General features: G+C 58.9%; 13 protein-coding genes. 8 read left to right on the forward strand and 5 right to left on the reverse strand.

Annotation, left to right across the window (positions count from 1 at the left end):
* Window positions 1–45 precede the first annotated feature (45 nt).
* Together HRR99_RS18955 and HRR99_RS18960 are read right to left on the reverse strand one after the other, a co-directional pair.
* Window positions 46–552, reverse strand: a complete 507-nt coding sequence (locus HRR99_RS18955; protein WP_111838778.1) for a MarR family winged helix-turn-helix transcriptional regulator — start codon at window positions 550–552, stop codon at window positions 46–48.
* A 143-nt stretch (window positions 553–695) separates the two neighbouring features.
* Window positions 696–1,481, reverse strand: a complete 786-nt coding sequence (locus HRR99_RS18960) for a cyclase family protein (protein ID WP_233124382.1) — start codon at window positions 1,479–1,481, stop codon at window positions 696–698.
* A gap of 316 nt (window positions 1,482–1,797) precedes the next feature.
* On the opposite strand from HRR99_RS18960, the gene HRR99_RS18965 reads away from it, so the two are divergent.
* Window positions 1,798–2,304, forward strand: a complete 507-nt coding sequence (locus tag HRR99_RS18965; RefSeq protein WP_233124383.1) for a MarR family winged helix-turn-helix transcriptional regulator — start codon at window positions 1,798–1,800, stop codon at window positions 2,302–2,304.
* Window positions 2,305–2,310: 6 nt separating this feature from the next.
* On the opposite strand, the gene HRR99_RS18970 is transcribed toward HRR99_RS18965, so the two are convergent.
* From HRR99_RS18970 to HRR99_RS18980, 3 genes are read right to left on the reverse strand one after another with little or no spacing between them, the layout of a single operon-like run.
* Entirely contained in the window at window positions 2,311–3,756 is a 1,446-nt protein-coding gene (locus tag HRR99_RS18970) for an FAD/NAD(P)-dependent oxidoreductase (protein ID WP_233124385.1), read from the reverse strand.
* Window positions 3,749–4,006 carry a (2Fe-2S)-binding protein gene (locus HRR99_RS18975; protein WP_233124387.1) on the reverse strand — a complete coding sequence of 86 codons (258 nt, stop codon included), beginning with the start codon at window positions 4,004–4,006 and terminating at the stop codon, window positions 3,749–3,751. Before HRR99_RS18975 ends, HRR99_RS18970 begins: the two co-directional genes overlap by 8 nt.
* A gap of 28 nt (window positions 4,007–4,034) precedes the next feature.
* Window positions 4,035–5,240 carry an NAD(P)/FAD-dependent oxidoreductase gene (locus HRR99_RS18980; RefSeq protein WP_233124388.1) on the reverse strand — a complete coding sequence of 402 codons (1,206 nt, stop codon included), beginning with the start codon at window positions 5,238–5,240 and terminating at the stop codon, window positions 4,035–4,037.
* Window positions 5,241–5,801: 561 nt separating this feature from the next.
* Here HRR99_RS18980 and HRR99_RS18985 point away from each other — a divergent pair.
* From HRR99_RS18985 to HRR99_RS19015, 7 genes are all read left to right on the forward strand, one after another.
* Window positions 5,802–6,197: a RidA family protein gene (locus HRR99_RS18985; RefSeq protein WP_045229161.1), complete on the forward strand. Its 396-nt coding sequence runs from the start codon at window positions 5,802–5,804 to the stop codon at window positions 6,195–6,197.
* Between the two features lie 12 nt (window positions 6,198–6,209).
* The gene (locus tag HRR99_RS18990) at window positions 6,210–6,686 is read left to right on the forward strand and encodes a VOC family protein (protein ID WP_045229160.1); all 477 of its coding nucleotides are present in this window, start codon (window positions 6,210–6,212) and stop codon (window positions 6,684–6,686) included.
* 52 nt (window positions 6,687–6,738) lie between these two features.
* On the forward strand, window positions 6,739–8,235 hold the full coding sequence (locus HRR99_RS18995) for an ABC transporter substrate-binding protein (RefSeq protein ID WP_233124390.1): 1,497 nt from the start codon (window positions 6,739–6,741) through the stop codon (window positions 8,233–8,235).
* 172 nt (window positions 8,236–8,407) lie between these two features.
* The gene (locus HRR99_RS19000) at window positions 8,408–9,577 is read left to right on the forward strand and encodes a M14 family metallopeptidase (RefSeq protein WP_233124392.1); all 1,170 of its coding nucleotides are present in this window, start codon (window positions 8,408–8,410) and stop codon (window positions 9,575–9,577) included.
* A gap of 112 nt (window positions 9,578–9,689) precedes the next feature.
* Complete coding sequence (locus tag HRR99_RS19005) at window positions 9,690–10,616, forward strand: dihydrodipicolinate synthase family protein (protein WP_233124394.1); 927 nt, start codon at window positions 9,690–9,692, stop codon at window positions 10,614–10,616.
* Window positions 10,617–10,652: 36 nt separating this feature from the next.
* Window positions 10,653–14,063: a molybdopterin-dependent oxidoreductase gene (locus tag HRR99_RS19010; protein WP_233124395.1), complete on the forward strand. Its 3,411-nt coding sequence runs from the start codon at window positions 10,653–10,655 to the stop codon at window positions 14,061–14,063.
* 84 nt (window positions 14,064–14,147) lie between these two features.
* Window positions 14,148–15,074, forward strand: a complete 927-nt coding sequence (locus tag HRR99_RS19015) for a LysR family transcriptional regulator (RefSeq protein WP_233124397.1) — start codon at window positions 14,148–14,150, stop codon at window positions 15,072–15,074.
* Window positions 15,075–15,089: the final 15 nt, after the last annotated feature.

Genomic DNA, 15,089 nt, shown 5'->3' on the forward strand with positions numbered 1-15,089 from the left:
GTTGACCGGCGAGAGAAAACACACGCGCCCGGCAACCCCAATCCATCAAATATCGTGTCTGCGTATATTCTTGAGAATTTTGTGGAGCGTTCCTAGGAAGACGCGATATTCGTCGTCGTCGATGTCTTTGAACATGCGGCGCAGATCATCATACATGATCGGCCAGACATCTTCGAACATCGCCCTGCCTTCGTCGGTGATCGTCACGTCCCTGACGCGCATATCATCCGGCCTCGGCATGCGCTTGATAAGGCCTTGCTCTTCCAGCGCATCGACGGTTCGGCTCATCGTCGACTGTTCGGTCACAGTGAAAATGGACAGTTCATTGATGGTCAAGGACGTTGAGACGTTGAGAACGGCAAGCGCCCGCATTTTGACTGTGGTGATGTCCCGGACTTTGAGATCGTCCGAAAGATTGGCATTCCACCGGGCCATGATCCGGTTCATGATATAGGGCGCGAAATTGTTCAGGCCGATTTCGCCAAGGCTTGGAATCCGGCTCTCCTGCTTACCGGGGTTTTCGAGAACCGCGCCGGAAAATCCGTTTTCCATACTTGTCGTCCTTACATCATTCCAGGAGGCAGCCTTCGCGACAGGCGTCTCTGGTCTTCACAGAAGCGGATCGAACTCGCTTCTGTGGAAACGTGGCGCCAATGGCCTTGCCCACACGACAGGACCATTGGCTTTGTATCGCCTCAGACGATCAGAGCAAGAGCGCGCACAGGTGAGCCCGTGCCTTTTACGAGTTTGAGCGGTGCAGCGATCAGAATAGCGCCCTTAGGCGGCAGCTGATCCAGATGGCACAGGCTGGCCAGACCATATTTGTTGGCCTTGTGCATCAGGTTGTGCGCTGGGAACGGCGGGGTCATGCCACCAGCAGAGCCAGCATCCGTGCCGATTGTTTCCTGGCCCCAGCCGATGATGCCTTTCGACAGAAGATATTCGATCGCTTCTGCCGTCGGGCCGGGAGAATGAGGACCGTTTTCATCGGCGTTCAGGAAGGTTTCCGTGGAGCCATTACGCTTGTACCAATCGGTGCGCAGCAGCACCCATGTGCCTGCCTCGATCTCGCCGTGCTCGGCTTCCCACTCCTTGATGCTGTCAACGGTCAGCAGATAATCCGGGTTTTCAGCCGATTCCTTCGAGCGGTCGATCACGTTCACAGGCGCTACGAAGTTCTGTGGCGCGATGGTATCTGTGGTGTTAGACGGGTTGTCCTTGCCGGTGATCCAGTGGCTTGGCGCGTCGAAGTGCGTGCCGGTATGCTCGCCCAGTTCCAGCCAGTTCCATGCCCAGAACGGTCCGTCCTGATCGTAGGCGGAAATGGTGTGAACCTTAACATTCGGCGTGTTCTTGCCGAATTGCGGCGGTAGATAAAGCACGGGCGTGTCGGGTCCCAGCGGCGCGCTCAAATCCACGACCTTGATGGAGCCTGTCAGCAGGCCAGCTGCCAGTGCAGGAATTGCGGAGGTGTCTGTCATTCATGTTCCCCTTTTTATCGCGCTGTTCGAACACGTTATCGGTGCTGCCACAGGCGGATGCGAATGATAGAAGGAAGCGTATGAGCAAAAAATCGATTGCGCAAGAATTTTGTTGAAGCTTAAATTATTTAACGTCGCGAGCCCTCTCAGCCCATCCGACGACGCTACGAGCAAACAGACGATACCGTTGTTACAGCTTTATACTGGCCAATTTTCCTACGTGCTGATATTGGCCTTGTTCTTCGAACGTTCAAACATATCGAAGTGATCGCAATGGATGATGTTCGGGACGTGGTGGCGTGCAAGGGACAGGTTGATGTCAGCGATTGATCTCGAAATTATCATGAACGAGACGCAGGAGGGCAAGAAGCAGGAGCTTCGCCTCTGGCTGCGCCTGCTGTCCACCACCAAGCTAATCTCCCAGGAAATCCGCCGCCGTTTGCGCCGCGAATTCGGGGCAACGCTACCGCAATTCGACCTGCTCTCGCAGCTCTATCGCGAGCCCGAGGGCCTGCGCCTTGGCGAGCTTTCCAAACGCACTATGGTGACGAATGGCAACATTACCGGCTTGGTAGAGAGGCTGGAGATAGACGGCCTCGTGGTCCGCGAAAGACCGGCGGATGACCGCCGCGTCATCGTCGCCTGCCTAACCGAGAAAGGCCGCACGACCTTTCAAGCGATGGCAGAGGCGCATGGTAGTTGGCTTGAGGACATGATGGGTGACGTCGATCCCATCGTCATTTCCGGCCTGCTGACCCATGTCGGTCAGGTCAAGCAATCTGCCCGCAATCACCTTTCCGGCGACGAAAGAGACGACATTTAATCGGGCTTAATCCAATCCCAGCTTGGCCAGATGCTTCAATGGCACAGGCCGTATCGGTGCCTGCGCGGTGAATTGACCGGCTGACTCGACGGGAAGATTGCATCGGTCCGCCACCCTCATCGCAACGGACAATTGGCAGTAGCGGCCTTGGCACGGTCCCATTCCCGTGCGGCATCCGAGTTTGACCGCATTGACCGATGTCACGAAGGGCGACTGTTTCAGGAATGCATCGACCTCTTTCGATGCCACCTCCTCGCAGCGGCACAATATAGTCTCGTCATCCGCCAAAGATGCCAGGAGTGGTAGGTTCGGCGCGAAACTTTGCGCCATGGTGGCCGCAAATGTGTCCGTTCTGGAAACTGCCGATTTGGCGTCCCGTATAGCCTTTGACGCCGGATCGTTGCCTTTGACCGCAGCAGCTATCGTCAAACCTGCGAGCTTACCCTGAAGAAACGCGCGTCTGGCACCGCCAATCCCGGCTGGCTCGCCCGCCACATAAATATCGGTTCGGGACGTTTGCATGTCGTCATCATGGCCGACCACCCAGCCGCCGCGATCTGGCGCCCAATGCACGGCGCAGCCTGCCTGGCGGGCAAGTTCGGTGCTAGCGAGCAGGCCGTAGCCGATCGCCACACCATCGATGCCGTCGACAGTGCGCTCGGTGCCATTTTCAAGCTTTCCATCCCCATCGACGCTTTGCAGAACCACCCGATCTACACCCTCTTCCGCTCCCTCCGCACGGCGGATGCTAGTGGAGAAAGAGAGCGGAACTTTATGGCGGCGCAAAGCCAACAGACTGCGCATGAGATCAGCTACCACGCGACCCTGACCGGGCAGCGCGGGGGTGGCGCGGAGCATTTCACTAAGCCCTGGGAATGGGCGCGCAATCGCCACTTCCGCAATCTCCGCCCCGGCTTTCAAAAGCTGTTCGGCGAGTACGAAAATCAGCGGATGCGATCCTGCCAGAACATAGCGCTTTGCGGACAGAACGTGCTGACTTTTGAGCAAAGTCTGAACGCCCCCTGCCGCCATGACACCGGGAAGTGTCCAGCCGGGAAAGGCCACCGGCATGTCATGGGCACCAGTGGCGATCAGCAAAGCCTTGCTGTGCAACATCACCCCACCGTCCTGCGATGACAGACCAAGCTCGACACCCCTTCCGCCGTCGCGAGGCTCGAACACGCCCCACGCCGTCGTTCCCAATTGAAAGCGGATTCGGGAATCGCCGCGCGCTTGCTCTAGAAGCTTCGTGCCAAAGGGATAGCTGCGAAAGGCGCTGCTGGGAGCGGCTTTAAAACTGCGGGGCGGCTGGCGAAATATCTGGCCGCCTATCTCCGGTTGCTCATCGATCACAACGACACTCAGACCCTGCTCACTGGCTGCGAGTGCCGCCGCAAGACCCGCCGGGCCAGCGCCGACAATCGCGAGATCAACGGTTTGAAGCTCAGACATTTTCCAACTCCACGACCATATCAGCCCGCACGGGGATGAGGCAGCTACGCTGCCCGCTCTGGCCATCGACCGTTACCAGACAGTCGAAGCACACGCCCATATTGCAGTAAGGCGCCCTAAGCACACCACTTTGCGTGCGGCGAAAGCCGCTGTGTCCGCTTGCCATCAGTGCTGCCGCAAGGCTTTCACCCGGATGGGCAAGAGTTGGTTTGCCGTTGACGGTGATGGAGACCGCGGGCGGACGGTGCAAATCTTTGCTTTCTATAAGGCGGCGCGGGTCAGACAAGGGTGAGGCTCCCGAAACGGCCGGGGCTGAACCGGCGGACATCCAGAATGGGTGGCTTACCGCAAATGGCGTCGGCCAGCAGACGCGCATAGGTCAGGCCCAGCGTAAAAGCGGAGCCGCCCGTCGCGATGAAAAGGCCGGGCGCCTTGGGAATTTCACCCAGCAGCGGCAATTGGTCGGCAATCAGCGAGGTCATGCCGGTCCAGACGCGCATCACCTGCAACGCTTCCAGCTTCGGCACGACGGAGGCGGCAGCCGCCATGTTGCCAGCCAGTGATGTCAGTTGCAGCGCGGGCCGTGCGTCTAGATCGATGACACCACCGATGTGGCGCAGTTGTGCGGGCCATCCACCGCCGATCAGCACCTGCCCCTCCGGTGTTTGCTTTAGAGATAGCCGTCGCCCGGCGTGCTGAACCAGATGCGGAATGAGCGGCTTGGTGCGCATCGTCACCGTCATGGTCAGCCCCACCGGGCTGACGGGCATCTGCATGCCCGCCATTGCTGCCACGCGACCCGACCATCCGCCTGCGGTAATGGCGACGGTTTTGGCCTGGATCAGCCGACCGTCCTGCAGTCTCGCGAGCCAAACATTGCCGTGCCGCGACAGCTCCAACACCTCGCACCCTGTCTTGATCTGCGCGCCCGCGTTTATCGCGGCTCTGGCAAAGGCAAGTGTCGTTTGCTTCGGATCGGCCTTTCCCTCTCCCTTGCAATGGGCCGCGGCCATGACGGCTGGTCCCAGATAAGGCGCGAGGCCATCCAGTGCAGACCGATCCAGCAATTCGACATCGAGACCCGATGCACGCTCCAGCGCGGCTTTCTGTTCCAGCACGGCCACCTGCTCCGCCGTCTCGGCAACCATGAGGCCGCCCGTTCGCTTCACGCCCACCGGCGCGCCGAGCTCCGCCTCGACACTGCCCCAGCGCGCCATGGCGTCCAGATGCAACGGCATGGCTTCCGCCGCCTTGCGCGCCGCATCCGCGCCGTTTTCGATCATTCTATATTCGAGCTGAAAATGCAGGCTTCCGGCATTCTGGCTGGATGCAACGCCATTGATCTGACCTTTCTCGACCAGCAGAACAGACAGCCCTTCCGTGGCCAGATTGAATGCCGTTGCCGATCCCAACAGGCCGCCGCCGATGATGAGGCAATCAATCGTCATGGCGCCGGTGAGGCCACAGGCATGATGTTCGACCATATTTGGAACAAGTATTTCACCTTTCGAGATTGTGACGAGTGTGCACTGTGAGTGTGCGTTTTCAAGTCAATTCTCTTGCAAATATTGGCACTTACCCTCAACCGCGTCGGATAGACACGCTGGGACATGATCCAAATTCGCGACTGGGAAAGCTAAAGTTCGCGAATCTAAACCACGAAAAACCATTGGAAATTCGCCACAAGACGAGATCGTGGGAAACATGGCATCAAGACGCTCCGGCAAAAATTCTGGCTTTATCGTTGCGTAAAACGCAACATAATCTGACAATAAGCGTCATTGAACGAACGCTAGGCATGACGTTTCCTGAGTGAAGAACAAGAGCCGGGCACCGCATCTCGAAATCGCGGCAGTTCGGCCAGCATGTCATGACAGGGGAACGAAATGGTGCCTAGGCCGCGAGAGTGGCCGGGAAGCTGCGCGTCTGCGCATCCGTCAGATCGACGCCTTCGTCATGTCCGAAAGATCGAAATTCACCAACGCTTCTCAAGCGTTGCGCTTTTGCATCCTCTCGACGCCGCACAGCTATAAAAAGGAACAGCTATGGAAACGAAATCGATCAACCCCTGGAATTGGCAAGAAGGCTTTGGCTTTGCGCACGCAACCGAAGTCAGTGGAATGTCTCGGGTGCTTACTCTGTCTGGCCAATGCGCGACCGGCCCGGACGGCGCACCGCAGCATCTGGGTGACATGAAGGGCCAGCTAAAGCTCGTCCTCGAAAATCTCGGCAAGGTTCTGGCCGATGCTGGTATGACCTACGCCAATGTTGCAGGCATTCGCGTCTACACGACCGATATCGATGCCACCTTGGCCAATTGGGGCGAGGTCGTCGGACCGTTCAATGCCCTTGGTCACAAGCCAGCAAGCACGCTCGTTCAGGTCTCGCGACTGTTTACGCCTGATCTTCTGGTCGAAATCGAAGCAACGGCTTACGCTTAAAGGAGATTTCCCATGCTACGTGGTATTCATCACCCCTCCATCACCACCGGTGATCTCGATCGAGCCCTGACCTTCTACAAGGACAAGCTCGGCTTTACGGAAGTCTTTTCCTTCGGCTGGGAAGCCGGAACCGACATGGCAGCCTTTGCGGGCCAGATCACGACGATCCCCGATTCCACGGCACGCGCTGCCGTTTTGAAGGCTGGAAATGCGTTTCTGGAAATCTTCGAATACACCTTGCCCGCATCAGAACGCATGGATGACCGTGGCTTGTCGCAGCGTGGATATTCCCACATCTGCTTCGACAGCGACGATGTGATTGCCGATCACGCCCGCCTTTCGGCAGATGGCGTGGTCTTCAATTCCGAACCGATCGATGTCGGCCCGATGCGCGTCTGCTACTGCCGCGACCCGGATGGCAATTTCGTTGAACTGCAGCAGATCACCGACCCATCCAGCGACCTCGTTTTGACCTCGGTCGCGGGTTGACGGCATAGAGACGACACAAGCAGTTTTCAAAAATAATAAAGGGAACGAACTCATGTCACGCAAGATTATGACGGCCTTGATATTGGCCGGGGGCCTGATGGCCGGTTCTGCAAGCGCCGCCGACCTGCGCATTGCGCTCGCCGATGACCCGGATGCACTGGACCCGGTATCCAACGCTGCCTCCACGGGCATTTCGGTTCTGTCGACCATGTGCGAGCGGCTGCTCTATACCGATGCCAAACTCAACATTCTGCCAGGCCTCGCCGAACGCTGGGAGTGGTCGGATGACGCCCTGTCGCTGACGTTGCATCTGGCAAAGGACGTCAAGTTTCAGGACGGAACGCCGTTCGATTCCGCTGCCGTCAAGATCAATCTCGACCGCGCCCGCAAGCCCGGCACGCAGCGTTATTCCGACCTGACCAGCATCTCCTCCATCGAAACGCCCGATCCACAGACGGTCGTCATAAAGGTAGCGCAGCCTGCCGCTCAGCTTCTGGGAACGCTGGCCGAGCGTAACGGCATGTATTTTTCCCCCAAAGCGCTTGAGCGCGAAGGCGCAAACGTCGGTCGTGCACCCGTCTGCGTCGGCCCTTACAAGTTCGTCAGCCGGGTTGCGCAGGACCGCATCACTCTGGAGAAAGACCCGAACTACCGCTTTGCCAAGGACTACTCCTTTGATCGCGTGATCTTCCGCATCATTCCGGCTGACAGCGTGCGTTTGGCCAACCTTCAGTCTGGCGATGTTGATATGATCGAAAAGCTTGATCCTGCCTTGGCCGATACCGTCAAATCGGACGACAGCCTTGCGATGATCCAGAACTTTGCCGCCAATTCCCAGGCGCTGATGTTCAACCTTGAACGCAAGGGCCCGATGCAGGACCCGCGCGTTCGCCACGCGCTGGAACTTTCGCTGGATAAACAGGCCATCGTGGATGCGGTTTTTGCCGGTTACTACAAGGCAGCAAACCAGTTCGCCAGCCCGGATTCGCCGTTCTACAACACGGATTTTCCTATTCCGGCCCGCGATGTTGCCGCAGCCAAGAAACTCTTGGATGAGGCGGGTGTGAAGCAGCCCGTGCCCTTCACCATGCTGGTGCCGAACAGACCGTTGTCCGTGCGCGTCGGTGAACTCATTCAGGCCATGACGGTCGAGGCTGGTTTCGATACCAAACTCAACGTCGTTGATTTCGCGACCACGCTGAAGCTGACCGCCGATGGCGATTTCGAATCCTGGGGCCCGATCGGCCAGCAATCCGCCAACGATCTGGACACATTGGCCGTGCCGGTTCTGTCCAGCAAGGGTGGACGAAACGTCGGCAAATACAACAACCCGGAAATGGATCGCCTTCTCGATGCCACCCGTGCAGCCGTCGATCCGAAGGAACGCATCGCGCTGTTCAAGCAGGCTCAGGCCCTCGTCGCAAAGGACCTGCCGGTAATCTACCTCTACCATCAGGCACCGATCTTCGCATTGAAGGCCAGCCTGAAGGGCGTGACCCTGACGGGCGATGGTTTCCCGATCCTGCGTGGCGCCAAGATCGAAGGGTAATCTGCCCCTCACATCTCAAGGGCGGCTAATCGAGGCCGCCCTACCTAACCTACCCACTGCTGGTTTCCACACGGACGTTCCGTAATTTGGGACGCTGGCAGAATGACAGATAGTTCGCTCACCCACCATAATTGGGTTCAAGGCCGGGCCGTCGACAGACAGGAAGAACAAAATGGTTTCAGTCACATCCAAGATTCCATCAGGCAGCGGCGAGATCGTCTCTGCAACCGATCACCGCGATATCCGCCTGCGCCTGAAGAAAGACCCTGGCGATGTGTTTCTCGGCTGGTACCATTTCCGCGTCAGCGGCGCGCAAGGCAAAGACTGCCGTTTCAGCTTCGAAAATGCCAATGAGACGCTGGGCTGGCGTCTGGCAAACCGCGAAGACTACGAGAATATGTGGCAGAACACCGGGCCTGTCGCCAGTTACGACGGCACGACCTGGTTTCGACTGCGCGGCGATTACGACGGCGAAATCTACAGCTTCAAGCACACGCCGGAACACGACATCTGCTATTACGCGTTCTGGGCACCTTACGAGCCTGCGCGCGAGCTTGCTTTCATTTCCAAGGCGCAGACATTCGATCTCGTCTCACTGACGACCATCGGGGAAAGCGTTCAGGGCCGCCCCATCGATATGCTGACGATTGGCACACCGGGACCGGGCAAGCCATCCTGCTGGATCATTTCACGCCAGCACTCCTGCGAAACGCAGGGCGGTTACTTCGTCGAGGGCATTGTCGACCGATTGCTCGACAAGACAGACCCGACGGCCCGTGCGCTGCTGTCCTCTGCGGTTTTCTACGTCGTGCACAACTGCAATCCCGATGGCTCGGCTCTTGGTCTGACACGCAGCAACGCAGTGGGCGCCAATCTCAATCGTGAATGGACGTCGCCATCGCTGGAGAAATCCCCGGAGATTTTCCATCTTCGTAACAAGATGGAAGAGATCGGCGTCGATTTTTGCCTGGATTGCCATGCCGACAAGGAACTGCGCTGCAACTTCATCTGGCCTTCGGAAAACGTGCCGACATGGAAGCCGGAGCGTCGTGATATCTTCACTCAGTTCGAAAACGCTTGGGCCGCGGCCTCACCGGACTACGAAGTTGGTCATCCCTATCCGGGTGGCTGCCCGATAGAGCCGGATCTCGGCATGGGCTGGAACTGGATCGGAAACCGCTTCCCTCACGCGCTCTCCGTCTTGCTGGAGCAGCCCTATAAGGACGTGACGGAGTTTCCGATGCCGGAAACCGGCTGGTCGCCAGAGCGCGCCTATGGCTTTGGTCGTTCCCTGCCTGAAGCGCTGCGCGCCGTTGTGGGAAATCTCAACGTAAGTTCCTGAAACCATCAATGACACGCGTCTGACTACCCTTCGCGTGTCCGTCAAACCAGCACAGATGTTTCGTCCCGCCTTCGGGACACCTCTGACGCACGACTATATTTCGGAGAATGACATGACCCAAAACAAGAGATCGCGCGTGAACTGGCGGGGTTATCTGCCTGCCATCACCACTCCCTTTCAAGACGACCTTTCTCTTGATGAGGCGGGCCTCGGCGTCCTCCTGGAATGGCTGCATGGCGAGGGCATGCACGGCCTCGTTCTGGCTGGCACCACCGGCGAATGGACCAGCATGTCCAAGATGGAACGTGCGCGCCTGTTCGAAAAAACCGGTGAGCAGATGCGCGGCAAGCTGCCACTGATCGCGGGCTGCTCCAGCTTCACCGCGCAGGAAAGCATCGAATTTGCGGCCTTTGCCAAGAGCGCTGGCTTCGATGGCATCCTGCTCACACCACCGCCCTACGTGCGCCCGAACGCGGATGAGATCGTCGATTTCTACACCACTGTCGGCGCCGCATCCGAACTGCCGATCTGCGTCTACAATTGGCCGCCGGGCACTGGCATCGACATGCCCTTGCCGCTGTTGGAACGTCTGGCCGATATCGATGCTGTCGTTGCGATTAAACAATCAACGCCGGACTTCTCGCGCTTTGCCGAAACCTTCTTTGCTCTCAAAGACAAAGTCCGCGTCTTCGGCTTCCCGATGAACGAACTGGGCCTCACCATGCTTTCTGTGCATGATGGAGACGGTACGATGGGCGCGGGCGGCGTTCTGGGGCGCGCGCAGACTGGTTTCTACGACAATCTCTGGGCCGGTGATTTGGAAGCGGCGCGGGCCTGTGGCTTGAAGGACCGGGTGCTGATGAAGGAATGGTACACACCAGACCTGATCGGGCGCTTCGGCTCCGGCCCGGCCATCCTCAAGGCCGCGCTGAATGCCCGTGGCCTGCCCGGCGGACGGGTTCGCCCGCCTCTGCGCGATGTCAGCGATGTTCATCGTGAACAGATTGCAAAGACTCTCAAAGAGCTTGGCATGATGTGATCATGTCATTTCGATGGTAGAATGGACACAGGCGCTATGACAGCGAAGGAAGCGATTATGGATCACGCCTCTCCGTCCTTACCGGTGACCACCCGGGGCTATTGCACGCTGTGCAGGTCCCGATGTGGCGCGATCTATACCGTGCAGGATGGCCGCATGTTGCGCGTCGACCCTGATCGTGATCATCCGACCGGCGGCGCTCTGTGCGCCAAAGGCCGCGCCGCGCCTGAGATCGTTCATCACCCTGATCGACTGACCGTACCGATGCGACGCACCAACCCGAAAGGCAGTGCTGATCCAGGTTGGCAAGAAATCGGCTACGAGGAAGCGCTGGACGAGATCGCCGCACGTATGGCCGATATTCGTGACCGCTACGGCGCGGAAGCCGTGGCCATCGCATCGACGACGCCCAGCGGTACGGCCATTTCCGATAGTATCGACTGGATATTGCGACTGGCGTGGCAGTTTGGCACACCCAACCTCGTCACCTCGGTCGAAGTCTGCAATTTCCAGAAAGATTATGCGCAAGCCTTCACATTCGGTCTGCCATTGGGTGTGCCGGATTTTGCCAATGCCGATACCATCATTCTTTGGGGTCATAATCCCGCCAGAACATGGCTGGCGGAGGCGCAACGCATTGCCGAAGCACGGCAGCGCGGCGCGCGCATCGTCGTGGTCGACCCGAAGCGCTCGGGCAGTGGCGAACAGTCCGATCTGTGGCTGCGCATCCGCCCCGGCTCAGATGCCGCGCTGGCGATGGGGGCGATCCGCTTTCTCATCGAGCAGAAGCGCTTCGCGCAGGATTTCGTTCGCGACTGGACCGATGCAGCCTTCCTCGTAGACCGACAGACGGGCGAAAAGCTTTCCGCCACTGCTTTCGGGGCCGATGCAGGGTTCGTCATCAGGCGAAAAGACGGGTCGCTCGAGACCATCGATCCTGCTGTTGACTATGGCGTGCACCCCAATGCCGATCTGTTGTTCGACGGAACGATTATAGACGCCCACGGACATGAAAGACACTGCGCCACCTCGCTTGCTTTGCTTTATGAGGCTAGCAGCGAATGGAGCCCGTCACAGGTTGCAGAGGCAACGGGTATACCGGAAACTCAACTCATTGAATTCTTCGAGATCGTCGCGTCATCACCAAGCATTTCCTATTATCACTGGACCGGGATTGCGCAGGCGCTGAACGCCACGCAGACGACACGGGCCATATCCAGCCTATTCGCCCTGCGGGATGATGTCGATCGAGCCGGTGGAAATCGCTGGTTTGCCGGACCGGCCACAGCAAAGATCGCCGACTTCAAACATCTCCCTGCCTCGCAGCTGGAAAAAGCACTTGGCCGTGCGGAACTGCCGCTTGGCCCACCTCGCTTCGGCTTCATCACGGCGCGGGATTTGTGCGAATCCATCGAAGGCGCTGCGCAGAACCGGGTTCGGGCATTGATCGGTTTCGGGGCCAACATGCCACTGACGCATCCCGACGCGCCCCGCACGAAAAGAGCGCTGGAAGCGTTGGATTTTCAGGTCCATTGCGATCTGTTCATGACGCCGATGGCAGAGACCGCCGACATCCTGCTGCCCGTCACCGCGCCTTGGGAACATGATGCGATGCGTGTCGGTTTCGAGATTTCAGCGCGGGCTGCCTCACATATCCAGTTCCGTCCTGCTCTCTTGCCAGCACCCGGCAAGGCAAGGCCGGATTATGCCATTGCACGCGGGCTCGGCCAGCGTCTGGGGTTGGAAGGCGATCTCTGGCAGGGACCTTTCGTCAAGGCAATCGACACCGTGCTGGAACCCACCGGACTGAGCGTGGATCGATTGCGGGCATCACCGGAAGGCATCACGCTGGCGCAGCCCGCTACAGAACGCGCCTATGCGGCGCGCGATGCAAGCGGAGCGCCTGTCGGTTTTCCAACACCATCGAAGCGGATCGAATTTCATTCCGGGCAGTTGCAGGCGCATGGTTATCCGGCCATCGCCTCTGCCGCGCCGCCATTGCCGGTCGATCCCGAATTCCCCATTACACTGACCACGGCCAAATCAGGCTATTATACGCACTCATCGCTGCGCAATATCACTTCGTTGCGACGGCGCTCCGCTGATCCGGCTATCGAGATTTCTCCCGCTCTGGCAGCACGGAAGGGTCTGGCGGAGAACGACTGGGCGCTGGTGACGACGCCGAATGGAACGGTGCGATTGCGCGTGCGGATCGACGGTGATCTGGCCGATGACGTGGCAATTGCGGAATTCGGCTGGTGGCAAGGCAATGACGCTCTTGGCAGGTCAAGCGCTCCCACATTCGGTGAGCACTCCAGCAATATCAACGCCATCATCAGCGACGAGACCCGCGATCCCCTCAGCGGCGCGCCGCCGCTTCGCCAGATGGTCTGCGCTATCAGGCGCGATGTGCCGGCATCGATCGGCAACTGGTCGGGTGAGCGAAGCTTCATCGTCAAGGCTCGAGAGAGGCTCGCAGGCCATGTGCTGCGATTGGTGCTTTCGCCGGAAGACGGTCTTCCTCTGCCCGCATTTCTGCCCGGCCAGCATATCGGCGTCAGAATACCCGGCGCGCAGGAACGGCGCTTCTATTCCCTCATCTGCGATGGCGCGTCATCAGACTGCTTCGAAGTCGCGGTGAGACGCAGCCCGAGCGCCGATCCGCTCGTTTCATTTTCCATGTCGCATCATTTTCACGATCACCTGGAGGTCGGTACGGAGTTGATGGTGACGCCGCCATCCGGCAGCTTCGTGATCTCTCCTGCCATCGACCGACCCATCGTCTGCATTGCGGGCGGCATCGGGATCACACCCTTCCTGTCGGCTTTGCGGGCTGCTGCAAAGGGTGGCTCAACGGCCCCCATCATGCTGCATTACGTGGCCGGAACCTGGGAGACAGCGACCTTCGAACGGGAACTCGCTGACCTTGCTCGAAACAGCGCCCGGCTATCCTTCAATCTCTGGCTTCGACGCGGCGATGCCCCGACGCAATCTCACGTCAGAACGGGCGGCGATATCGCACAGATCATTGCGACGATGGACGACGCCCTGCTGGCCAGACGCCCGCTGGTCTATCTGTGTGGACCGGCAACCTTGATGGATGGCATTCGCCAGGCGCTCGTGGCGCGCGGCATGCCGACCGCCGATATCATCGCCGAAGCCTTCAAGAGCGAGCTGGCCTTGCCGAAGGACATTGCCCCGGCACGCATAACCCTTGCGCGCAGCGGCACCAGTTTTGAATGGACCAAGGCGTCAGGCTCACTGCTCTCAGCCGCACTCGCTGCCGGTATTTCGCTGCCGAGCGGCTGTCAGGTTGGCCAATGCGAAAGCTGTGCCGTCAAGGTAACGGAGGGGCAGTTCCTCTGTCCCGTCGAAACCGAACTGGCCCCCGATAGCTGCCTGACCTGCCAATCTATCCCATTGAGCGATATGACACTCGATGTCTGAGACAAAGGTGCCTGCTGTTATCATGAGGGCTTTCCCGGTATCACAATGCCGGGAGAGCGGATCAATGACGGGCAGAAGGACGCGATGATGTCGGAAAACGGACTGCGATATTTGTTGGAAGCGCTGAATGCGGGCTCGATGCGCGCAGCAGGTGATCGTCTCAATGTTGCTGCATCCTCCGTCAGCCGCCAGATTGCGCAACTGGAAGAGCAGCATGGTATCGCGCTCATCGTTAAAGGCCGCCGTGGCATCAAGCTGACCGATGCCGGTGAAATGGTCATGGAGCACTACCGCAACCAGATGTCCGACCGCGAAGCCCTGCGCGCCAAGCTGGAGGATTTGCGATCGGTCAAGACGGGTAGTGTTACGCTCTCGGCGGGCGAGGGATTTCTCGGTGAAACCTTTACCGACCTTATCAATTCCTTCAACCGCGACAATCCCAAAGTGCGGCTGAACATCAATATTGGCGCCAGTCAGGAAATCGCCCGCATGGTCGCAGATGACGAAGCGCATATGGGGCTCGTCTTTCAGACGCCGCACGACATGAAAATTCAGGTTCGCTCCGCCATCGCCCAGCCTTTGATGGTGATCGTACCGCCGGATCATCCGCTTGCACGACAAGATAGCGTCACGATCACCCAGTTGCAGGACTATCCGCTCTGCCTTTCCGAGCGCAGCTTTCGTCTGCGCCAGATTTTGAGTGAGGCGGAAGCCCATAGCGGGCAGCGTATAGAGCCCGCGATCACCACCAACTCGATTTTCGTCATGCTGGAGGCGGTGCGGGCGGGTGTGGCGCTGACGATCCTGCCGCAGTTGTCGGTCTGGTCCGAGCTTCGACGCGGCACCATGGTCAGCGTGCCGATTGCCGACGACATGATGGAAAAGACCAGCGTCAGCCTCATTCTTCGCGCCGGTCGCAAGCTGGAAGGCGCACCAGCCCGATTTCTGATCGCGCTCGAACGCTTGTTGCGGCAATGGGCGCAGACAATACCCAGGCCGGTGGGCCGGTAGAAAAGAAAAAGGGAG

This window comes from Agrobacterium vaccinii (assembly GCF_021310995.1).
GTDB classification, from domain to species: Bacteria; Pseudomonadota; Alphaproteobacteria; order Rhizobiales; family Rhizobiaceae; genus Agrobacterium; species Agrobacterium vaccinii.